17 protein-coding genes are annotated in these 22,992 nt (G+C 47.3%); 13 read left to right on the top strand and 4 right to left on the bottom strand.

Going from position 1 to position 22,992, the window contains the following annotated elements; all coding sequences use genetic code 11:
* Positions 1–5: 5 nt before the first annotated feature.
* The 5 genes from L0659_RS10720 to L0659_RS10740 all read left to right on the top strand — a co-directional run bounded on the left by L0659_RS10720 (position 6) and on the right by L0659_RS10740 (position 6,481).
* Entirely contained in the window at positions 6–1,172 is a 1,167-nt protein-coding gene (locus tag L0659_RS10720; protein WP_235125962.1) for a glycan-binding surface protein, read from the top strand.
* A gap of 379 nt (positions 1,173–1,551) precedes the next feature.
* Positions 1,552–3,924, top strand: a complete 2,373-nt coding sequence (locus L0659_RS10725) for an alpha-xylosidase (RefSeq protein ID WP_235125963.1) — start codon at positions 1,552–1,554, stop codon at positions 3,922–3,924.
* 123 nt (positions 3,925–4,047) lie between these two features.
* Positions 4,048–4,614: a dihydrofolate reductase family protein gene (locus L0659_RS10730; RefSeq protein ID WP_235125964.1), complete on the top strand. Its 567-nt coding sequence runs from the start codon at positions 4,048–4,050 to the stop codon at positions 4,612–4,614.
* Positions 4,615–4,696: 82 nt separating this feature from the next.
* Positions 4,697–5,668, top strand: coding sequence for an aldo/keto reductase (locus tag L0659_RS10735; protein WP_235125965.1), 972 nt, complete (start codon positions 4,697–4,699; stop codon positions 5,666–5,668).
* Complete coding sequence (locus L0659_RS10740; protein WP_235125966.1) at positions 5,669–6,481, top strand: AraC family transcriptional regulator; 813 nt, start codon at positions 5,669–5,671, stop codon at positions 6,479–6,481.
* A 48-nt stretch (positions 6,482–6,529) separates the two neighbouring features.
* Here the strand turns inward: L0659_RS10740 and L0659_RS10745 are convergent, their stop codons facing one another.
* On the bottom strand, positions 6,530–8,656 hold the full coding sequence (locus L0659_RS10745; protein ID WP_235125967.1) for a cation:proton antiporter: 2,127 nt from the start codon (positions 8,654–8,656) through the stop codon (positions 6,530–6,532).
* 3 nt (positions 8,657–8,659) lie between these two features.
* The gene (locus tag L0659_RS10750) at positions 8,660–9,238 is read right to left on the bottom strand and encodes a hypothetical protein (protein ID WP_235125968.1); all 579 of its coding nucleotides are present in this window, start codon (positions 9,236–9,238) and stop codon (positions 8,660–8,662) included.
* A gap of 137 nt (positions 9,239–9,375) precedes the next feature.
* Between L0659_RS10750 and L0659_RS10755 the strand changes: the two genes are divergently transcribed.
* From L0659_RS10755 to L0659_RS10770, 4 genes are all read left to right on the top strand, one after another.
* Positions 9,376–10,008 carry a metallophosphoesterase gene (locus L0659_RS10755; protein WP_235125969.1) on the top strand — a complete coding sequence of 211 codons (633 nt, stop codon included), beginning with the start codon at positions 9,376–9,378 and terminating at the stop codon, positions 10,006–10,008.
* A 211-nt stretch (positions 10,009–10,219) separates the two neighbouring features.
* Positions 10,220–13,516, top strand: a complete 3,297-nt coding sequence (locus L0659_RS10760; RefSeq protein ID WP_235125970.1) for a SusC/RagA family TonB-linked outer membrane protein — start codon at positions 10,220–10,222, stop codon at positions 13,514–13,516.
* Positions 13,517–13,536: 20 nt separating this feature from the next.
* Positions 13,537–14,964 carry a SusD/RagB family nutrient-binding outer membrane lipoprotein gene (locus tag L0659_RS10765; protein WP_235125971.1) on the top strand — a complete coding sequence of 476 codons (1,428 nt, stop codon included), beginning with the start codon at positions 13,537–13,539 and terminating at the stop codon, positions 14,962–14,964.
* Positions 14,965–14,991: 27 nt separating this feature from the next.
* Positions 14,992–16,326, top strand: coding sequence for an MFS transporter (locus tag L0659_RS10770; RefSeq protein WP_235125972.1), 1,335 nt, complete (start codon positions 14,992–14,994; stop codon positions 16,324–16,326).
* 75 nt (positions 16,327–16,401) lie between these two features.
* Here L0659_RS10770 and L0659_RS10775 read toward each other — a convergent pair whose 3' ends face one another.
* Positions 16,402–17,310 carry an Rpn family recombination-promoting nuclease/putative transposase gene (locus L0659_RS10775; RefSeq protein ID WP_235125973.1) on the bottom strand — a complete coding sequence of 303 codons (909 nt, stop codon included), beginning with the start codon at positions 17,308–17,310 and terminating at the stop codon, positions 16,402–16,404.
* Positions 17,311–17,397: 87 nt separating this feature from the next.
* Here L0659_RS10775 and L0659_RS10780 point away from each other — a divergent pair, with 87 nt between their 5' ends.
* From L0659_RS10780 to L0659_RS10795, 4 genes are read left to right on the top strand one after another with little or no spacing between them, the layout of a single operon-like run.
* The gene (locus L0659_RS10780) at positions 17,398–18,462 is read left to right on the top strand and encodes a glycosyltransferase (RefSeq protein WP_235125974.1); all 1,065 of its coding nucleotides are present in this window, start codon (positions 17,398–17,400) and stop codon (positions 18,460–18,462) included.
* Positions 18,459–19,481: a glycosyltransferase gene (locus L0659_RS10785; protein WP_235125975.1), complete on the top strand. Its 1,023-nt coding sequence runs from the start codon at positions 18,459–18,461 to the stop codon at positions 19,479–19,481. The genes L0659_RS10780 and L0659_RS10785 overlap by 4 nt, the downstream gene beginning before the upstream one ends.
* The gene (locus L0659_RS10790; RefSeq protein WP_235125976.1) at positions 19,478–20,536 is read left to right on the top strand and encodes a glycosyltransferase; all 1,059 of its coding nucleotides are present in this window, start codon (positions 19,478–19,480) and stop codon (positions 20,534–20,536) included. The genes L0659_RS10785 and L0659_RS10790 overlap by 4 nt, the downstream gene beginning before the upstream one ends.
* Positions 20,536–21,564, top strand: coding sequence for a glycosyltransferase (locus tag L0659_RS10795; protein ID WP_235125978.1), 1,029 nt, complete (start codon positions 20,536–20,538; stop codon positions 21,562–21,564). The genes L0659_RS10790 and L0659_RS10795 overlap by 1 nt, the downstream gene beginning before the upstream one ends.
* An 8-nt stretch (positions 21,565–21,572) precedes the next feature.
* Here the strand turns inward: L0659_RS10795 and L0659_RS10800 are convergent, their stop codons facing one another.
* Positions 21,573–22,877 carry a Gfo/Idh/MocA family protein gene (locus tag L0659_RS10800; protein ID WP_235125980.1) on the bottom strand — a complete coding sequence of 435 codons (1,305 nt, stop codon included), beginning with the start codon at positions 22,875–22,877 and terminating at the stop codon, positions 21,573–21,575.
* Positions 22,878–22,992: the final 115 nt, after the last annotated feature.

The raw sequence follows: 22,992 nt of genomic DNA on the forward strand, positions 1-22,992 counted from the left end.
CAACAATGAACATTAAAAGTATATATAGAACAGCGCTGGGAATGTGCTTGGCGGCGGGAATGCTGCTTTCGTTCCAGAGCTGTAACGATGACGATGTGGACGGCGCTCCGGCCATCACCAACGTCCGCCTGCTCGACCCGACCAAAGCAGACAGTTCGCTGAATGCCGCAGAGCCGGGCAGCCTGATCGTGATCCAGGGCCAGAACCTGGGCAGTGTAATGAAAGTGTATTTCAATGATTTTGAAGCCACATTCAATGCTGCATTGGGAAGCAACTCCAATCTGATCGTGACCATTCCTGCCAATGCGCCTACCAAGGCCGTGGACGCGGGAGTTTCTAACAAGATCAAAGTGCAGACCAGGGGCGGAGAGGCTACTTACGACTTCGTATTGTCAGCGCCAATGCCAGTTCTTACAGGGTTGTACTCCGAGTTTGTGAAACCCGGAGGAACGCTGGTCATCAATGGAGATTATTTTTACAACATAAAATCAGTAAAAGTAGGCGCCACCAACTTGCAGATTTTGAGCACGAACGTGAAGCAGATCACCGCAAAAATGCCAGCTACTGCTGTTTCGGACATTGTTACCGTTGAGGGGGAGTTTGGAACTGTGAAAACGGCCTTCAAAGTGAATGGCATGGAAGGGCATATGGTCAATTTCGACGTGCCTGCAACAACCTGGGGATCAGAAGTTTGCTGGGGAGCTGCAGCGATTTTGCCTGCAACCGATCCGGCCGCTATCTCGGGTAAATATTCCAGGATCAAGCAAACCAAATTACCTGCAACCGGCTACGCCGACGCATGGGTTTTCTCCACTTGCAGTTTCGACTTTAAGCTGGCGGCAGGCGCCGCAGCTGAAAGGCAATTTAAATTCGAACACAACATTGCAGAACCCTGGAAAGCAGGTAGATATGAAATCACCATCACAGCAGGTGGCACCGAATTCGTATACGCCTTCCAGCCCTGGAATTCCACAGAATTCACCGCAACCGGTTACCAAACCAATGGATGGAGAACGGCCGTCATAGAGCTTTCCGAGTTCAAAAGCGCCTCCGGCGGAACCATCGCCGACGCATCCAAAGTAAGCGACCTGAAAGTATCCTTCGGCACCCCCGACGTTGCAATTGCTTCGTTTAATGGGAGTGTTGATAATTTTAGGATTGTGAAGAAGTGATAGTATGGTAATCTGGCCAGGCCAGCCGCGAAGCGGCTCGCCTGGCCAGGTCACTTTGAGGGGCTTTCCCGCCCTGTCACCCTGAGGGGCTCTCCGCCCCTGTCACCCTGAGCGGAGTCGAAGGGACGAGCACGATGCAAAAAGCGTCGTGCCTAGCCAGTAGCGCCCCTTCGACTCCGCTCAGGGTGACAGGGCGGGCAGCCGCTCAGGGTGACAGGGCATCAGCGGCTCGGGGTGACATGGCAACCAAGCCGCTTAGGACAGGGCAACCCAGCTACCTCAGGACAGGACAACCCAGCCAGCTCGGGACAGGTCAACCCAGCTTCCCACCCCCCAGCCAATAACAATCGCCCATTAATTCTAGGGCAACACAAATTTCATGATGTATCATTTTAAACATTTACAAAAAACAGCATTGCTGCTCCTGCTGCTTTCGCTGATTTTTAATGCCAATCCTGTTTCTGCACAGCAGAGCAAGCTTGTGAATGATCCGGTTGATATCAGTGGTGATTTCAGGGATTTTTCAAACACGATTTACTTTGCGGACAGTCTGGCTGCATTTGATCCGGCAACTGGTGCCGGGAAGATAAAATGGAAGCGGCATGAGGCTTTTGCTGCGCATAATTTTGATAACTCCATGCTGAGTTACAAGCGCTCTTACAGCAATGAGTTTCCGTCGATCGAATACGCTCAGGACCCTGTTTTGCCATTTTCAGTCGAATTTACATCGCCACGCACCGTCCGCATCCGGGCGAATACGGGTGCACAGGGACCTTCCTCAGAAATGTCGCTGATGCTGGTTAAGGAGCCGGTTAAGGATAGGTCCTGGAAGTATAAAAAAATTAATGGTGGCCACGAATACACGAATGTACACGGATCTGTTACGATTTATGAAAATCCCTGGAAGATCCTGATCCGGGATGCGAGTGGAAAACTGCTTACTCAGACGCGGGGACAGGCGGATGGCAGATCGTCCTATACACCGACATTGCCGTTTTCATTTGTCCGCAGGGCCTCCGATTATTCAAGGAGTGTGGCAGCCGTGTTTTCGATTTCGCCGGATGAAAAAATTTTTGGCTGCGGTGAGTCGTTTACGCGTCTAGATAAGAATGGTCAAAAGGTTGTTTTGTGGACGCACGACCCGAATGGTGTTCAAACACAGACGATGTACAAGCCCATTCCGTTTTACATGAGCTCGCGTGGTTATGGCATGTTTATGCACACAACTTCACCGATTACCTGCGATTTTGGGGCGACATATGGAGAATCCAATGCCATGCAGATCGGCGACGAAAATCTTGACCTGTTCATATTTTTAGGTCAGCCCAAGGACATTTTGGATGAATACACAAACCTGACCGGAAAGGCATCTATGCCGCCATTATGGTCATTTGGTCTGTGGATGAGCCGCATAACCTACTTTTCCGAACAGGACGGCCGCAATGTTGCGGCCAAACTGCGCGAAAACCGCATTCCTTCCGACGTGATCCATTTCGATACAGGCTGGTTTGAAACCGATTGGCGTTGCGATTACAACTTTGCGCCAAGCCGCTTCAAAAATCCCCAAGGCATGATCTCCGACCTAAGAAAACAAGGGTTCCGCACTTCGCTATGGCAGTTGCCTTATTTTGTCCCAAAAAACACATTGTATCCTGAAATTGTTGACAAAGGTCTGGCTGTAAAAAATGCAAACGGAAGCATTCCTTACGAAGATGCCGTGCTTGATTTTTCAAATCCCAACACCATTAAATGGTATGAAGATAAAATTTCCGCCCTGCTGAAACTCGGCGTAGGCGCGATTAAAGTTGATTTTGGTGAAGCTGCGCCATTGTCTGGCGTGTATGCCTCCGGCCGAACAGGATTTTATGAGCATAACCTTTACCCGTTGCGCTACAATAAGATCGTTTCGGAATTGACAAAGAAGCTGACCGGTGACAACATTATCTGGGCCAGAAGCACCTGGGCCGGGAGCCAGCGTTACCCGATCCATTGGGGGGGCGACGCCGAAACGACCAACAAGGGAATGGAAGCGCAGCTGCGGGGCGGATTGTCGCTGGGACTGTCGGGCTTTACATTTTGGAGCCACGATATAGGCGGTTTCACCATGAAAACGCCCGAAGATCTTTACCGCCGCTGGCTGCTGATGGGCCTCCTGAGCTCACATACGCGCACACACGGACAAGCGCCCAAAGAACCCTGGGAATATGGGGAGGATTTTCAAAACTATTTCCGCAAAGCGGTGGAGCTGAAATACAAGCTTATGCCGTACATCTATACCCAATCCAAACTTGCCTCCGAACAAGGCCTACCCATGGTGCGCGCATTGCTGGTCGAATTTCCGGACGATCCGGGAGCCTGGATGGTGGATAATCAATACATGTTGGGGTCGGACATCCTGGTCGCGCCGTTTTTTGAAAATGGTAAAACCAGGCAGGTTTATTTGCCAAAAGGAAAATGGGTGGATTACCAAACCCGCAAAGTGTATGATGGCGGGTGGCACGATATCGCTGCCGGAGAACTGGAAGTGGTGATGTTAGTCCGCGAAGGCGCCGTTTTACCGCACGTCAAAGTAGCGCAGTCAACGGATCAGATTGATTGGAAAAATATCGAATTAGTTGGGTTCAATGTAAACAGCGCAAAAACGACTATAAAGCTCTTCCTGCCAGGCGAAAGCGAGGTAAAGGATGTTTTGGTTGTCAAAAAAGGTGGAAAACTGGTGATGAGTAAGGAGGCTTCAGGCGCGACACAGTGACCATTATTCTAACATTGTCACCAACACCCCCTCCAATTGTCCCATTCCCCCATAAATATTCTACCCTGCCAGTGATAGTTTCGTCTCAAATTCTTCTTTTATCAAAAACATAAAACTCTTAGAATGAGAAAGCTGGTTTTGTTTGCGCATATGTCTTTGGATGGGTTTGCTGGGGATGCGGATGGTGGCCTGGGGTTTTTGACTTATAATGAAGAGCTGCAGCAATTTGCGGATGAGGTGGTCAAAACAGTGGGTGCGCCGGTGTATGGCAAGAATACTTATCATTTGATGGAAGGTTACTGGCCTACGGTTTTGAATGATCCGAATGCCGACGAGCATTCCTTGGCACACGCGAAATGGGTGCAGGAAATTCCAAAAATCGTTTTCTCGACGACATTGGAAAGCGCGGATTGGAATAATACTACTCTGATCAAAGACAACATTGCAGAAGAAATAAGCAAAATGAAAGCACAACCTGGCAAAGATCTGGTGATATTTGGCAGTCCCGGTCTTGCCAAAAGTCTGATGAATCTGGGGTTGATCGATGCGTATCAACTGACCCTGCATCCGATCATTTTAGGAAAAGGCAACAGCCTGTTCGACGGGAAGGCTCAGCTGAGCAATTTAAAGTTAGTGGAATCAAGAACACTGGGTTCGGGCGTCGTTACACTGCATTACGTAAATCAATAGTGTTCTTTGAGTGAGCCGTACAAGCAAAACATTTGAGCCGCAGAGACAACTTCTGTCTCTTCTCAAATTGTGACCTTTGTACATGAAAAATATCAAAACAATTCAATTAGGCCAAGACGGCCCGCATGTGTCCAAACTTGGTTTAGGCTGCATGCGCATGTCCTCCATCTGGGGCAGCCCGACACCCGATGAAACAGAGAGCATTGCGACGATCCATGAGGCCCTCGACAGCGGCATTAATTTTTTAAATACCGGAGACTTCTACGGCGCCGGTCATAACGAAATGCTGATTGGCAAGGCCATTAAAGGAAGGCGCGACGATGCATTTATCAGCGTCAAATTCGGTGCTATCTTTCACAACGGTCAATGGCTGGGAATGGATCTGCGGCCGCTCGCTATCAAGAACTTTATCAACTATTCGCTGACCCGCCTGGGCATTGAAACCATTGATCTCTACCAACCTAGCCGCATGGATAACAGCGTGCCGGTGGAAGACATTATCGGAACAATTGCGGACCTGGTCAAGGAAGGAAAAGTGCGTCACATTGGTGTGTCGGAAATTACAGCTGACCAACTCCGGAAAGCGAACAGCATTCATCCCATCAGCGCATTGGAAATCGGTTATTCGCTGGCCGACCGTCAGACTGAAAGTGAGCTCCTTCCAACAGCCAGAGAACTGGGCATTGGCATCGTGGCATTTGCCAATACGGCCGAGGGCTTGCTGTCCGGCGACATGAAAGCGCCGCTTGCCGTGGACGATTACCGCAACCATTTCTCACGTTTTCAAGGTGAAAATTTGGTTAATAATCTCCGAAAAGTGGAGGTTTTGAAGCAGGTTGCCGCGAGCAAAGGCTGCACGCCAACGCAGCTTGCGATCGCTTGGGTGAATGCGCAGGGAGATCTTGTAATGCCTTTGGTAAGCATGAGCCGCAGGTCGCGTTTGCCTGAAAATATCGCGGCAATGGATATTGAATTTACGCCGGAAGAAATGAACATCTTAAATACTACTTTTGCACCAGGTGCTATTCTTGGCGGCACTTATCTAGAACGTTAAATGACCAGTCCAGCAGAAATCCTTCCCGGTGTGATCTTTTATTCTTACCTCTCGGCCGAGCGGAAAGAGAAAGTTTGTTTCTGGAACCACCATACGTTGATATTGCAGGTTTCGGGGCAGTTTACCCTGGAAACTTCCGAGCAAACCATTTCGATGACGGGGGGAGAAATGCTGCTGATCGGCAGAAACCAGCTGGGTACGCTCACCAAGACGCCGCTGCCCGGCGGCCATTATGAAACCATTGTAATATCCTTGCAGGAAGATCTGTTGCGCAGGATCGTGCTGGAAGAGAAATTGGAAGCAGAACGAAAATACATCGGTCCGCCAAATCTGCTGGTCCCGACAAACGAATTCCTGCAAGGATATTTCCAATCCATTGTTCCCTACGCCCGAAACTCGGGAGCGGCCATGACAGACGAAATGGGCATTCTTAAAGTGAAAGAGGGCATCAAATTGCTTTTACTAGCCCTGCCCGGACTCGTCAACTTTCTATTCGATTTTTCTCAACCCTATAAAATCGACCTGGAAAGGTTCATGCTGAGTAATTTTCATTTTAATGTTCCGGTTGAAAAATTCGCGCAGCTGACAGGGCGCAGTCTGGCCGCATTCAAACGCGATTTTCAAAAAACATTCGGTGTTCCACCCCGTCAATGGTTGCAGGACAAACGGCTGAGCGAAGCCAAGCACCTTATCGAAACCAAACATGGAAAGCCCTCGGCCATTTATCTGGACCTGGGTTTTGAAAGCCTCTCTCATTTCTCACGTTCCTTCAAGAAAAAATACGGCATGGCACCCACGGCCTTGCATTTGTAGTCGTCAAATTTCTGCATTGCCTGAATTAAGGTCAGAATATAACTTTCTTCATCGTGCGAAAACCTTTCCGATAATTTTTCCGATCTCTACAAAGTCATCGTGGTTGTTAACCGACCGCTTTTCGAGTTGGCCTGCGGCCAGGTCGCGATAAGGATAGATCAAGAGGAAATTATTTTCTTCCACATGCTGGTTCAGAAAATCGGGTATGGAGCCCATTTGTGGAAAATAAGAAATCATTCCGCGCTTGGCCATGAACACAATCAGGGCTTCGTCACTTTCCAGGCCAATGGCAGCCTTTTCGGCTTCCTGCCAGTTGTTAATGGGATGCAGCGACAATTCGATAGCGGATTTACTGACCACTCTTTTCAAAATATCTATAATCGACCGATTGGCATAAAAGCTCATTTCGGCGCCTGAATTTTTAGCAATGTTCCACACCCGGAGCAGTGAGCTGAAAAATCCAGCTTCTTTTTCGGCTCTTTCGGGGATCAGGACCACGTAACGCTTTACTGTAGAAATGGGTTGTCCGGCGTGATAGATCAGCGTATTTACACTGTCATTTTGCAGATATCCATTGTGCAGATTGTATACAAATGAAGGTGTAAAACCTTTTCCTGGCTGTAATCCGATGATCAGGTCGGTAATGTCCTGTTCTTTGATCACATTGCTTATTCCCGTTGCTACATCATTGTCATACCGGGTCAGTGGGAGCACTTTCACATCAGCGGCAGCAGCCGTATCGACAGCAATGTGCAGGTTTTTTTTAGCGTTTTTGATTGAGGATTCGTTCTTTTCATCATTGACCACATTCAATGCCCACAGGCGGTCGTCGTTATGCTTAGCTTTTACGAGCAGACTCAGGTTAACGAGCTTTTCTACTGTTTGTTCGTAGTTTACAGCCAGCAAAATATTTTCATTTTCACGGTTAATGCCCGACGCGGTATCCTCCCGGTCAGCCTCCGCAATGCGCTGGCCACTCGACATGGATACAAAAGAAGAAACCGTACAGGAAACCAGTATGAGCAGGATACTTCCATTCAATACATGCTCGCTGAGGAGCCTGACAGACTCACCATTGGCCGTTTCGGAAACGATAATGTTGTAACCCACCAAAACCGCAGCAAGCGTAGCCGCAGCGGATGCAGAGCTCATCCCGAAGATCAGCATTCCTTCGTCTTTGCTTAAATGGAATGTCTTTTGGGTTAAAATAGCCGCGAGATATTTTCCACCAATAGAAGCAACCAGCATGACCGCAGCAACGACCAGGGTTTCTATACTTTTGAAAAATACTGTAAAGTCTATCAGCATGCCGACGCTGATGAGAAAGAAAGGAATGAAAATAGCGCTTCCGACAAATTCCACCCGGTTCATCATGGCGGAAGAGTGGGGGATGAGCTTATTTAAGGCCAGGCCTGCAAAAAATGCGCCAATAATCGCTTCTATGCCGGCAAGCTCAGCCAGGACTGCCGCCAGATAGATCATCACAAGTACAAAAATGTATTGGGAGATTTTGTCATCCACTTTCTTGAAAAACCATCTTCCTATAATTGGAAATACAAAAAGGACGGTGAGGCTGAATGCCAGCATTGACAAGGTTAGGCGGGTCCAGAAGGCCGTGTTCACTTCACCTTGGGTCATCCCGACGCAGACTGCCAGCACCAGCAGCGACAGCACATCGGTGATCATGGTGCCGCCTACGGTAATGTTGACGGAAAGGTTTTTGGCAATCCCCAGTTTACTAACCAGCGGATAGGAGATCAATGTATGGGAAGAGAACAAACTGGCGAAGAGCACGGAAGTCAGGACAGAAAAATCAAGCAGATAAAAACCTCCCAGAAAACCCAGGATAAACGGCATTGCAAACGTGTATCCGGTAAATGTGATGCTTTTCCACTTGTTCTTTTTAAAATCGCCAAGATCAATTTCCAGTCCTGCGAGAAACATAATGTAGAGCAGCCCGGTTGTTCCCGTAACCACCACGCTGCTGTCGCGGGCAAGCAGGTTCAGGCCATTAGGACCAACAACCGCGCCTGCGATTAACAATCCCAGCAAATGCGGGACTTTAATTTTATTAAGTAAAAGGGGCGCGCTCAGAATAATCACCAGTTCGAGGAGAAACTTTAAAACCGGGTCCTCAATGGGCAGGCTTCCAATATGGATGTTTAGTAAATGCATGGCTTAGCGTGTCGTTGTGCGGGTAAGTTCTACGGAGAATTTTGCATTACAAGCCTGGTTGATCGTAACAGCCTGCGTCCCCTTAATTAATTCCGGACCGAACTGGCTCAGATCAAAATTCATGTCCAGTTTTTTGGCTGCCGAAGAGTCACTGAGATAATGTAGTTTTATGCCAGAGCTATCGAGTTGGGCAGTATAAACGCGGACCAGCTGGTTGTTGGCGTCCAGCACACGCGTAAATAATCCAGTCGAATCGCTGATAAACTCCCAGAAATTGGCCCTTTGATCCCCGATCACATATTCACTGCAATTGGATTCCCGGCAAACCGACTTGCTGTTCCAAACGCCCGCAATGGTCTCAGGCCAGCTTTGGATGATGACTGTATCTTTTTTAGTCCGTAAGCTGTCGCGCATTTTTACCAGTGATTTATAGTCCGCCTCTTTCAGCGCAAATTCGCTTTCCTTTTTAATGATAGCCTGCTCACGCTCAGCAAGATGCTTTTCTCTTTGGTCATTCTGGCAGGCGGTCAGGAAAACACAGCTTATTAAAAAATTGAGCAGAAGGGTTGGAAGTCGTAGCATGGCGTGCGGGTTGATGTGGGCGCAATTTATAAGTCCTTTACTTAGCAGCCAAGCACGAATTCCGCCGAAATGTGTTTTTCTTACAACATCGTGTATGGCTTAAAACTTCCGGGAATGAGATTTTTACAAAGAATAGAATGATACCATTTAAACATTTACCATTCAAAATCAGCCAGGTTTATCTGACCTCTGACACACATTACGGGCACAAAAACATTTGCTCGGGAACAACTACATGGCCGGAAGACCATGCGGGAGGATGCCGCCAGTTCCCGCTCATTGAGGATATGAATGATGCCATTATCAACGGCATTAATACAACGGTTGGCAAGAATGACCTGCTGATCCATTGTGGCGACTGGTCGTTTGGAGGAAAAGATAATGTCCAGATATTCAGGAAGAAGATTATCTGTAAAAATGTGATCCTGCTTCAAGGCAATCACGATCATCATATTTCCCGGGCGCATGCAGGTCCGCAGAATTTATTTATAGAATTTTCACAGATAGGCTTTTACCAGGTTGAGTCCATCAAATTTGTCTGCGCGCATTATCCCATGGCCATCTGGCACCAGTCGCACCACAACGTGCCGCTGTTTTATGGACATGTCCACGGATCGTACGAGAATGTGGGTAAATCCCTGGATGTAGGAATAGATAATATATTCAAATTGAAGCACGAGTATGCCCCCATATCGCTGCAAGAGGCATATGATATTTGCAAGAAGAAGCCCGCATTTCTGGAATCACATCATGACGAGTTTACCAATTAACTCGATTGCCGTTCAGCCTGACCATTATTTCAATGCTAGGTGTAGCAGCCACCATCAGCTACAATGTTAGTTATCAGGCATGATAATTATACACGATGACTCTTGTATATTATTTGTCAGCTTGTTCAATCATTCACAATCTGTTCTAAATTGAAAGGAATTGATTCTTGCAACTGCGGCATTTATTCACCAAAACCAGTTGTCAAGATTTATGAATAAAACCTTACTATTCATTTTACTTTCTTTCCTCAGTTTTTCCACCCCACTTTATGCCCAGCAAAGTAGCCAGATCAGCGGCAATGTTACAGCAAGCGAAACGGGTGAAGCTTTTCCGGGTGTAACCGTTCAGGTTAAAGGAACAAAAATAGGCACCATTTCTGATGCAAATGGAGCCTTTCAAATCAGCGCTGCGTCATCTGCTACAACATTGATTTTCTCTGCAATAGGCATGCAGACTGTGGAAGAGGCGATCTCCGGACGAAATGTCATTAACATTTCGCTGAACCCTAATTCGGAGGAATTGAATGAAGTGATCATCACCGCCCTTGGCATCAAAGGTGAGCGCGACAAATTTGCTTCCTCAGTCTCCACATTGGAAGGAAAAACCATTGCCCGAAGCGGAGAAACGAGCTTGCTGACCGGGTTAAGCGGCAAAACTTCGGGCGTATTGATCACGCGTAACGGCGGAGATCCGGGAGCAGGCGCTTACATTCAGATCCGTGGACAAAACACGATCAATGGCAGTGCGCAACCATTGTTCATCGTTGACGGCGTGCCCGTCAGCAATGCGAGCGACAATGCGGGAACGGCCGCTAACAACGGCATTATCCAGCAATCGCGGATCAACGACATTAATCCCGAGGACATTGAGCGGATGGAAGTTTTGAAAGGCGCGTCCGCTGCGGCTCTGTGGGGAACGCGCGCTGCGAACGGCGTGATCGTGATTACCACCAAAAAGGGCCAGAATACGAATGGTAAGGTCAACATTACATTCAAATCCACGATTTCATTTGACCGCGTGAACAAAATGCCTGCATTGCAGCGCACTTACGGGCAGGGTTTAGGCGGGCTTTATCAGCAGGGCAATAGGAACAGCTTCGGCGATCTGATTTCCGACCGTTCGGGTGGACAGGATACTTACACTAGCGATCCTTCGGCGGCAGGTTACCAGGGCGTGGTGGTGTTTCCGGATGGCACAAGCCGTTACGCAATCGCACCGGGAACGGCCGCTTATCCGCATGGTGGCAAGAATGATCAGAGCACTTATGATCATACAAAGGATGTTTTTCAAACCGGCCATTTTACAGACAACAGCTTGAACATCAGCGGCGGAGATAGTAAGTCGACATTCCTGGTTAGTTATTCCAATCTGAATCAGGATGGTGTTATCAAGGCTTTTAGCAATTACAAAAGGAATACTGCGCGGGTGAATGTGGGGAGCCAGTTTACGACCTGGCTGCGGGCCTCGGCTAATGTGGGTTATACCAAAGTGCAGTCTTCCAGGGTTCAGGAGGGTGATAATGTGGACGGAATTATGCTGGGCGGATTACGTACACCGCCCGATTTTGACAACAGCAAATCCACCGGGACATTCACGAATCCGGCCGGGCAAGTTTTTAACGACGCGCATGTTTCTTACCGGAATCCTTTGGGCAAGGATCTGAGCACGATTTATTCAAACCCGCTTTGGAACATTAATAACAACAAAAATACCAGCGACGTTGACCGGCTCATCGGGACGCTGCAACTGGACATTACGCCTGTTTCCTGGCTGAACATTACCGGGCGCACCGGCGTGGACAACTTCACAGATAATCGCCTCGAACGCTTTTCAAGGAATTCCGCGCTTTATACCAATGGTTTTTTATCCAAAAACTGGATTTCCGAAAAGCAGTTCAACACCGATGTGTTTGCCGTTGCCAACACCACATTTAACAACGATTTTAGTGGATCATTACTGCTGGGTGTGAATTACAACAGCCGCAGACGGGCGACGCTTTCTGGTGCCATCAGTAACCTCATCGTTCCCTCAGCACCGGATATTCTGACCAATGCATTAAATTCCAACCTCAGCGCAAACAACTACAATTCCCTGATCCGCACTTACGCGTATTATGCACAGGCCGATTTGCAGGCATATGATATGCTCTTCCTGACATTAACCGGCCGCAGTGAAAGTGCATCTACATTTGGATCGAAAACCAAAAACAGCTTCTTTTTTCCATCTGCCGCATTAGCGTGGCAGTTTACAAAATTGAATGCATTGGCAGACAATGATTTTCTGAGCTTCGGGAAACTGCGCCTGACCTTGGGACAAGTGGGCATCCAGCCGCAGCCTTACCAGAATTTCACCACTTTCGGGCCGGCTTTTTACGGGGATAAGGATACATTCACACGCGGACTGAGCTCAGCCAGCACATTATATGGAGGCGGCTATGTGCGCAGCACCACAGCAGGCAATGATTTCCTGCGTCCCGAACGGAAATCGGAGACTGAAATCGGTGTGGACCTGCGCTTTTTGAATAATAAAATCACTTTCTCAGCCACTGGTTACAGCAACCGCACGAAGGATGTGATCCTGGCATTGAATGTGCCCAGCGGAACAGGTTACACCATCCGCAATGTGAATGCCGCAGCGCTTTCCAACAAAGGACTCGAACTGGACGCAAGTGCTAATGTGCTTTCCAAAGGTGATTTTAACTGGAATTTATCAGCTAACTTCTCGCTGAACCGCAGCAATGTTGTCTCGCTTGCCGGCGCATCCAATTATACATTGCCCGACAGTTATATGCAGAATTCCTCACTGATTCCCGGTCAGCCATTTGGCATATTTTACTCCACTGATTTCCAGAAAAATGAATCAGGAGCTTATGCACTTGATGCAAATGGTTTCCCCCAAGGTGGCACACAGAGCGAGATCATTGGTGATCCGAATCCAAAGTGGCGCGGCGGTTTGGGCAGCACATTTGCCTTCAAAAACTTATCCCTTTTCGTATTGTTCGACCGCATTGCCGGAAATGATTTCTTCAACGGAACGCGCGGCTCGCTCTACAATTTCGGCACACACGGCGACCAGGGACATACGGTTGTAGCACCGGCTGGCGGACTCAAAGATGTGAACGGGAACACCATTGCAGAAGGCACTTCCTTCCAGGGCCAGATCAAGGATTTTGGCGGCGGGCCGGTTGCAATTAATCAGGCCTGGTGGCAGGGGCGGGGAACAGCTTCCACTTCTGCTTCTTACAAGCAGTTTGTAGAGGATGCAAGTGCGACTCGTTTGCGTGAAGTAACGCTTACATATAGTTTGAAAAGTGCTGCATTCCGCCGTTTCACACATTTATCCAATGTTGATTTCAGCATAACCGGCCGCAATCTGGTGCTTTGGACCAAATATACAGGCACCGATCCGGAAGTGAACATTTCGGGCGCAGGCTTGTCGCGCGGGCAGGATTGGTTTACAAATCCCAATACAAAGTCGATACTGTTCAGCGTGCGGGTGATGTATTAATTGACAATTTAGAACTCAACATGAAAAAAATATTTAAGATAAAAATAGGCATCGCACTCCTGGCCATGCAGTTTTTAATAAGCTGTGAGCAAAGTTTTGATCAGCCTGACATCCAGAATAATCCCAATGCCGTGACAGACGTGAATATCCCAACGCTGCTGGCGGGCACGATGCTGGGCGTGTCCATGCTGCATGAGGATACGGATGTGCGGATTGCTTCCATGTGGGCGGGCGAGCTGGCGGGACTTTCAAGGGCGCATCAGGGATTTGGTCAGTACATTGTTTCTTCCCAGAGTTTCAGCTGGAATGTGCTGTATCCGGTTGCCAGCCAGGCGCGGTTGATCCAGGTAAAGGCCGATGCGGTCGGGGACAAATGGACAAAAGGCGTCGGTCAGGTTTTGGAAGCATTGGTGATTGCAAAAGCGACCTCGCTGTATGGTGATGTTCCTTATAGTCAGGCATTTGATGAAACGAATTTTCCAACACCTGTTTTCGACAAACAAGCTGACGTTTACAAAGCGCTTCAAGTAACACTGGATAATGCCATCCTGAACCTTTCAGCACCAGCGGGACTTGCATTTACCCAGCAGGATTTTTTGTATAAAGGAGATGTTACCAAATGGAAAGCTGCGGCCAACACATTGAAAGCCAGACTTTACCTGCACAGTGCGGAATATGACAATGCGATAGCAAGTGCAGCCAAAGGCATCAGAAGCCAAGTCGGAGACATGCTGATCCCGCATGGGAGTAGTCTGGGTGTCGATATGAACCAGAACTATGATTTTTTCCGTGTGAACCGTGCCGGCGACACAGGTTTTGACGGCGCTTATTTGCCCAAATTAATGCAGTCGCGCATTGCCTCGGCCAACAGCAAAACGGACGAAACTGCACTTTATAATCATTATTTCAAAACAGGGATCATTGCGCCAGGAAGCCTGGACGCCAACACAACGGATGGCGCTTTCATGGCTAACTCTCCGCATCCCATTTTGACTTACTACGAAAATGAGCTCATCATCGCCGAAGCACAAGCAAGGAAAAACACATCGAATGAAGCGCTGATTGCATTAAATGCAGTCCGGGCAGGGCTGGCGGGAGGTTATCTGCACGGGGCAACATTGCCAGCTGCGGGAAGAAAATATGAGCCATATGCATTGAATGATTTTTCAGCAAATGGAATTGCTAACCCATCCAAAGCGGCAACAACCCAGCAAGCATTGCTTTACGAAATCATCGCGCAGCGTTACATCATTTTTCTTATGCAATATGAGGCGTTTAATGATTATCGGCGTTTGGCAAAGGCAACGCCTGTTGTGCAGTTACCCATTCCTTTATATGTGGGAAACAGAAAACCACAACGCTTCATTTACCCGCAAAGTGAAATCGCCACCAACCCGAATGTTCCGTCACCTCTGCCAGACCAATTCACCAATACGACCATTTTTTAAAATGACCGCTCCGATTAGCCAAGCCTTATGAGTAGCAAAAAATTACCTGCGCTGTCTGAAAATACAAATCTGAGATATGCCAATTTCATTGCCTTGTATTTTGCAGAAGGCTTGCACATGGGCATGCTCTTCGTGGGCATACCGGCGTGGCTGGCGATGCAGGGAAAAACGCCTACCGAAATCGGTGCCTTTGCTGTTGCGTGTTCGCTTCCGTGGACATTCAAATTTGTAGCAGCGCCACTGATGGACCGTTATGCTTATTTGCCGATGGGTCGAAAACGGCCGTGGGTAATTGGTGCGCAATTGGGTTTGACGGCTAGCTTTGTCGCATTGGCCTTTGTGCCTGACCCACTTCTGAACCTGGGTATATTGAACATAGCAGCATTTGTCGCTTCCTTTTGCGGTGCTTTGCAGGATGCAGCCACGGACGGCATGGCCGTGGATGTGCTGGAAGATCATCAGCAGGCGCGTGCCAACGGTTTCATGGGCGGCGCCAGAATGATCGGAAGCTCGCTGGCCCTGGCCGTCGGAAGCTGGATATTGAATGTGCATGGTTTTACAGCAGCAATTCTTGCTATCTCGACCATGATCGGCCTGATGACCTTTGTGCCGGTTCTGCTCAGAGAACAGCCGGAGGAGAAAATCCTGCCCTGGACTGCCGGCATCGCCTCTGTGCAAAATCAGACCATGCAGGTTTCCAAATGGTCAACGATCATGAAATCGCTTTACAGCCTTTTCAGGTTACGGGATTCCATGTTGGTGGCTGCTTTGATGTTTGTGTCCATGGGTTCCTACAATTATTTTGAAACATTGCTCCCGCTTTTCGCAGTCAAAATCACCGGTTGGACCAACACATTGTATTCACAAGCATTTGCGACGGCAGATTTAATCGGCGGGATTGCTGGGCTGCTCATTGGCGGTTATCTGATAGAACGGTTTGGGAAAAAGCGCATGATCGGCATTTATTTTTTTCTCATCATGCTGATCACCAGCGTGTTGATTTTGTCAAAGTCGTTTTGGGAAAACAGCACATTCCTGTATGGATTCATCATTACATACCGGTGGCTCAATGCATTTGCCAAAATCGGTGTCTACGCTATTGCCATGCAATGTTGTTCAAAGAAAGTGTCAGCCAGTCAATTTACGTTCTACATGACATTAGGCTCACTAGGTTCGATGGCAGGAGCAACTTTGATCGGGCCCATGAAAGAAAATTTTAGCTGGGACGTGACATTTTTCCTGTTCGTCGTCCTGCTCGCCTTTGCGTGGGTGATTATGTATGTGTTGGATATAGCAAAGTTGACGAACCAGATTGAGGGCTTTGAGCAAAAGGAGATGGAGGAGGCGGTTGTGGTGGTATAACCACACATCACATCAAACTCACCCTAGCCCACTTCCGCAGAAAAACGACTGTTTGGCTTTTACAAAAGTACAGAATTACTGGGCAGCTATACTTTTCTTAATATCCACAACAAAACTCACATCTACATTCATAGCAGAAGCAATCTGCTCATCGGTAAGTACCGACTGCTCGATCAGACTCTTCACCGCGTCACGAGTTTTTTGCAGTTTACCTTCTTCGCGGCCTTTTTCAACGAATTGTTCCAAAGTGTCCATGATCGATTCTTTATTTGGAAATGGTGGTAACGATGTAATCATCTGTAGAAATTGATCCCTTCCAAGTGGATTCCCCTCTAATATATAAACTATCAAAGTGTTTAGCAAGTTCTTGTCCATCTCATTAATCAGTGTATAAATGGTCGGAAGTAATGCGTTCAGCTGCTTTTTAAACGCACTATACTTCATAGCCAGCAGCGATGCGGCCAGAAAATTATTATTAACCGCCTGAATCTCGTCGTCAGATATCTGACCCAGATTATGGAAAATGTACTGGTAATCAGGCACGAATTTCTGCAATGCTGGTTCCAGGTCTCCGAAGAGATCGATTAGCGTCTTGTATTCCCATCGATCCTTGCCGTGGTAGAGTAATATCGGAATGATCAGCGAGGGATTTTCCTTGTTGCCGATCTGTTTCAGAAGTCCCGAAAAGATATAGCTACCAATCTGGATCGGCGCGTATTTGTCTACGTAGCTTTTGTGCTCGACGAGCAGCGATATTTTCACTTCTCCTTTGCCACCGGCTCTCTTGCATGTGTACACAATGTCCGAAATGGATTTTTGTAGGTCTTTGGAAACGTATGTGTCGGGAAGTTGTTGGAGTGTGGAAAAATCGAGGAGATTCTGAATGTTTTGCGGGATACATGCCCGAAAATAGTCCAGCGCGATTTGCTGGTTGCTCATGATAGCCCGGATGAAGGTATCATGTTTTTGTGTGTGTTTGTCCATGCGCCAAAGATATAAGTTTGGTGCATCTATATGTAGCCTTTTATTACCAACAGATTACTGGCATGAAGATTGGATACTATGGTTATCATGAATATTTTACTCGTATCCGGTCCTGGTATATCACTAAAAGAGCCTTACAACAGCGGTATAGAGGCGTTCATAGTTTCGTTTGCCAATCAACTTGTTGAGGAAGGGCATGCTGTGGATGTTGTTGCGGAGCAGGCGGAAGCTAGCGCTGGATTTACGCTCGTCAACCCGTTTACCGCATTTTCTTCAGAGGAACCTGACCTTTCTAAACTTTTAAAAGAAAAGCATCAGTTCGGAAATCTGGATGTCAATGCATATGATGTCATTCACTACAACATGTTCTACCCGCATCTGTTGCAGGCGGGATTGCTTTTTAATAAGCCTTCTGTCTTAACCCTACATTCTCCGGCTGACAGCAACCGAATATCAGCATATCAAAAGCTTTCGCAGCAAAGCGATGTAACATTCGTAGCGATATCAGAAAGGATCAAACAGCAATGGGACCGGGCGCTTGATATGGATATGCCGCTCATAAACAATGGTATAGACATGGATCTTTGGCCAACAAAAAGCGCGAAGAACCGTGATTATCTGCTATGGTCGGCACGAATTAATGAAGAAAAGAATGTTGCAGCTGCGATTTCCGTAGCAAAACAGATGAAGCTGCCGCTGAAAATTGCTGGTAGAATTGTTGACCAACATTATTTTGATGCGCAGGTTAAACCGCATCTTGATGATCGAATCCAGTATGTCGGGCATTTGACACAGCGCGAACTGAGCAGCTTGGCGCAAAAAGCATCTGCTTATCTCGCAACAGCAACTTGGCAGGAGCCGTTTGGTTTGGCTGCTTTGGAAATGCTGGCGAGCGGTGTGCCAGTTGTTGGCTTTAAGACTGCTGTGCCGCCAGATTGGCAGCATGAAAGTGTATTAACAACTGAATCTTTACAGTGGCAAGACTTGGTAGAGCTGGTTAGCAAGAGTAAGGCAATCAGTCCGGGTGCATGTAAGGGATTTGCATCAAGCATGAACATACAAAATATGACTTCGAACTACGTAAAGCTATATAGAGAAGTGTTGTTGCAAAAAGAGGTTGGTGAAGAAGCCATATCGGAGATCAGCATATGAAGATTGCTGTTATAGCCAAGACCAGACTACCGATCGCTGAGCCATTTCGGGGAGGCCTGGAAGCGTTTACCCACGCATTATGTAAAGAGTACATAAGTCTCGGTCACGAAATCACTTTGTATGCGCATGCAGATAGCGACCCAGAACTGAATGTAAAAGGTTTTTACGCCGATGAACATCGGGAAAACGAGTATTTCGAAATATATGAGACCGATGAATATCTTTCGATACTTGAAGATATTGAACAAAATAATTTTGATGTCGTTCATAACAATTCCACTCATGAGCTGCCGATACTATGGGGTGTGAAGGCTCCGGTTCCGGTGGTCACAACCATCCATACGCCTCCCATCAGCAAATTAAAAGCAGCGATTAAGATTTGCTCGGGTTCTGAAAATCTGCATTTCGTTTTACCCTCAAAATCCTTTGGAGCGACGTGGCAACCTTATTTGAATGATGGTTCAATGGTCATTTATAATGGTGTAGATCTTATTAAGTGGCCGCTCGTGCGCGAAAGCCCGGATTATCTGTTTTGGTTTGGAAGGATCGTGCATGCAAAAGGTCTGGATATTGTGATAGACGCAGCCCACGAACTCAATATGCCCTTAAAGTTTGCGGGACCGCTCGATGATCAAAGGTATTTTGATGAACAAATCAGCCCGCGTATGACGGAGAACGATATCTATCTTGGTCATTTAAAACAATCTGATATTCGATTGCATATGAAAGGGGCATCCGCGATCGTGAACGCCGTCCGCTGGGAGGAGCCATTTGGCCTCACCAATATAGAAGCCATGTCGTCGGGCGTGCCGGTAGCCGGATTTGACCGCGGTGCTTTTCGGGAATTGATCAACGTTGATAGCGGCGTTGTTGCGGAGCAAAAGAATGTAAAATCGCTTGCCAAAGCAATCACATCTGCGATACCACTCGAAAGCAACAAAGTGAGGCGCCATGCGGAAACATTTTCTTTAAGAACAATGGCAGAGCGTTATGTACATTACTTTGAAGCACTGCTATGAAAATACTCCTTGTTGCCGGACCATTCATCTCGCTGCGTGAACCATACAATGGAGGCACGGAAGCGTTCATCGTTGAGCATGCCAATGCATTGGTGCGTCTGGGGCATACGGTGGATGTGATCGCCAGGGACGCGGATGAGAAAAATCTGTTTAATGTGATTGAGTTTCATGAGAGCCCGCTTAGCATGAAAGATGATGCATACCGGCCGTGTTCGGAAGTGCTCGGACAGCAACATTATCAGACATTACAATATGGAATGTTTGATGTTAGTGACTACGACGTCATTCATTATAATTCGTTTATACCTGAAATCTATTCCGTTGGTGCACTTCACAAAACGCCGAGCGTGCTTACATTGCATCTGCCGCCAACAGAAAAATTTGTACTGATGTATAAATTTTTTATTAAGCATGCTAATGTCTTGCCGATCGGTATTTCGAAGCGGATGAGCCAACAATGGAAGGCATTTCTCGGCAGAGATGTGGAGGTGATTTTAAATGGAATATTACTTGAAAAGTGGAAGTTACATGCCCGAAATGCTGACGGGTATTTATTATGGAGCGGGCGCATCGCCAAAGAAAAAAACGTTGAAGCCGCTATAAAGCTGGCCAATCACTTAAAACTGCCACTTAAAATTGTCGGCCCCATATTTGACAATAAATATTTCCTTGAACATGTCCAGCCGCAGCTAAACGAAAGGATTGAATACATTTCACACGCCACGCAGCATCAATTAAGTAAACTTGTGGCGGGCGCTTCGGCATTTTTGGCAACGGCTACCTGGGAAGAGCCTTTCGGCCTGAGCACGGTTGAGATGCTGGCAAGTGGTTTACCCGTCGTAGGGTTCAATACCGCCATTCCTCCTGAATTGCGCCACGAAAAAGTGTCCATAGCAGTTGATTCACATGACTGGCGCGATCTTGTCGAGCCATTAGAAATTGCTAAAAAGTCGGAGCCGGAAGCATGCAGAGACTTTGCAGCCTCTTTTGATTTGAAAAAAACAGCCGCAGCTTACGTAAAGGTTTATGAACGCATTGCGAAAAAAGTCGGGTGATGAAGAAGCCAGCAATATTCTATTTTGTACATGCACACGGGAATGGCCATAGGGCAACATTCAATATGTTGTATCCGGCATTGTCAGTCTATTTTGAGGTTATCGCGATCACTACGAACAGCGACATAACCAGGTATTTGCATAAAAACCACGACGTTCAAGTGCTGGAACTGCCTCCAAAGTATCCGGCTGACTATGAAATACCAGCGCATACATTTTCAAAAGCCTTTGAAGTTACACCGTATGCGATCGAGCCTGCGAAGCGGGCACAAGCGCTGGCCGAAGCAATAGCCCAATACAACCCAAAAGCTTTCTATTGCGACGGTGTTCCTGAGTTGGCCATTATGGTGCGGGGCATGGGTGTCCCGGTCGTTTTGGTCCACCTGCCCGGAAATGTCATGGGCGATCCGACACAGGTTTTTGCGCATGAACTGGCGGATCAAATCGTAGCTCATTTTCCATCCTCCCTGGAACAGGCGAATTATTTGTTTGCATCCAAAACCTATTATAGCGGATACATTTCCAAGTATTCCAACCGTGAGTCAAGCCGCAGAAACCATTCAGATAATGATAATATAACAGTGCTGTTAGGCTACGATAATTACGATGAATCGGTGCTTAAAAATATGACATGTGATCAAGATACACGGTTCACCATTATCGGTAATAATCGGAAATATGATTTAGGTCAAAATTGTAAACAGCTCGGCCTGGTTAAAGACATTAGCGAAGCTATTGTTGGAGAAGTAGTCATTTCAGCAGCTGGCCAAAACACGATTGCGGAGCTTTTGTCGCTTAATAAACGTCTGATCCTGCTGCCTGAACCCAGACCGTATAATGAGCAAGTAGTACATGCGAATATGTTAGCTGATCAAAATGTTGCGCTGTTGGCGCAGGAAAATTTCAGTGCTGGGCAGTGGCAATATCTGCTGCAAAAAGCGAAAGAATTTACTCCTTTCTACCAAAATTTAGTGAATGCATCAGCACCGGAGGAAATCGCGCAAAAAATGAAAAGCTGGTATGCCTGAATTCAGTATTATCCGGGAATCCGGTAACCATTGTGATAATCTTTTTCAATCAGCTTATTGGCATCCGAGTCATCGAACTTTCCTTTTTCAGCGTTCCAAATCAGTTTTTTGCCGGTTCGGAAAGCGATGTTGCCCATTTGAGATACGATAGCAACGTCGGCACCAACCTGGATCGGCGCGTGCAGATCTTCCAGTTTTCTGGATCGGATTACTTCAATGAAATTTTTGGTGTGCATGTCTAAGCCATTATCAGAAGCTTTCTGAACAGCCACCGCTTCCATTTTCTGACCTTGCGGCACCACTTCCCAGCTGTTTCGGTCGAGTAGGAGCGTGCCGTTGGCACCCATGAATGCGATGCCATGTTCCCGGCCGTAAATTCCTGCGCCATAACCAATTGCATGTTCCCATTGAATGTTAAAGCCGTCGAATTCGAACACGGTTGTCATCGTATCCGGCGCATCCACGCCGAAATTAAGGACCTTATTGCCAGATGCCATGACACTTTTGGGCGTGCTGGCTTTCATGCCAAGCAATGCATAATCAAGCAAATGCACGCCCCAGTCGGTCATGATGCCGCCTGCATAATCCCAATACCAGCGGAATTTTCCGTGAAAACGGTTTGGGTTAAAAGGTCTTTTTGGAGCAGGTCCAAGCCACATATTATAATCAACGCCAGCAGGGACAGGCGCGTCTGGCAAGTCGGTTAGCGGTGTTCCATAATTGAAATGTCCCCAAACTTTAACCAAACCGATCTTCCCCAACTTACCCGAATGCACAAATTCAATCGCATCCGCAAAATGTTTCTGGCTGCGCTGCCATTGCCCCACCTGGACCACCCGCTTCGTGCGCGCCTGTGCAGCCACCATGCTCCGGCATTCTGCAATGGAATTTCCAATCGGCTTTTCCACATACACATCCTTCCCCGCTTCACAAGCCTCCGCCATCATGAGGCAATGCCAATGGTCTGGCGAGCCGATTACGACTGCATCAATGTCCTTATCTTCCAGCAGCTTACGATAATCGCCATAAGTTTTGACACGCATTCCTTTTGCTGCAAGCTCAGCCGCCCGCTTATCCAGCATATTTTTATCCACATCACACAAAGCCACGCAAGTCACATCCGGATTTTTTAGCACTGCATTCAAATCCGCCCAGCCCATTCCGTTAATGCCAATGGCCGCCACGCGGATGGTTTCGGCTGGGGAAACAATTTTAGGAGAAAATGAGTCTGAAAATGAAACAGTTGGCAAAACTGCAATGCCCGAAGCCATTGCAGATGTTGTACGAATAAAGTTTCTCCTGGAAGTCAGCATAAGGATAGGAATAGTAGAATATTCTAAATGTATAGAAATATAATGCTACCGAGCATCTTTTGCCAAAATTATTCCAAGCAATTAGATTGAAGAAAAAGAAAAATAATAATTTGAT

The sequence above is a fragment of the Dyadobacter sp. CY347 genome (genome assembly GCF_021502655.1).
In the GTDB taxonomy this organism is placed as follows: Bacteria; Bacteroidota; Bacteroidia; order Cytophagales; family Spirosomataceae; genus Dyadobacter.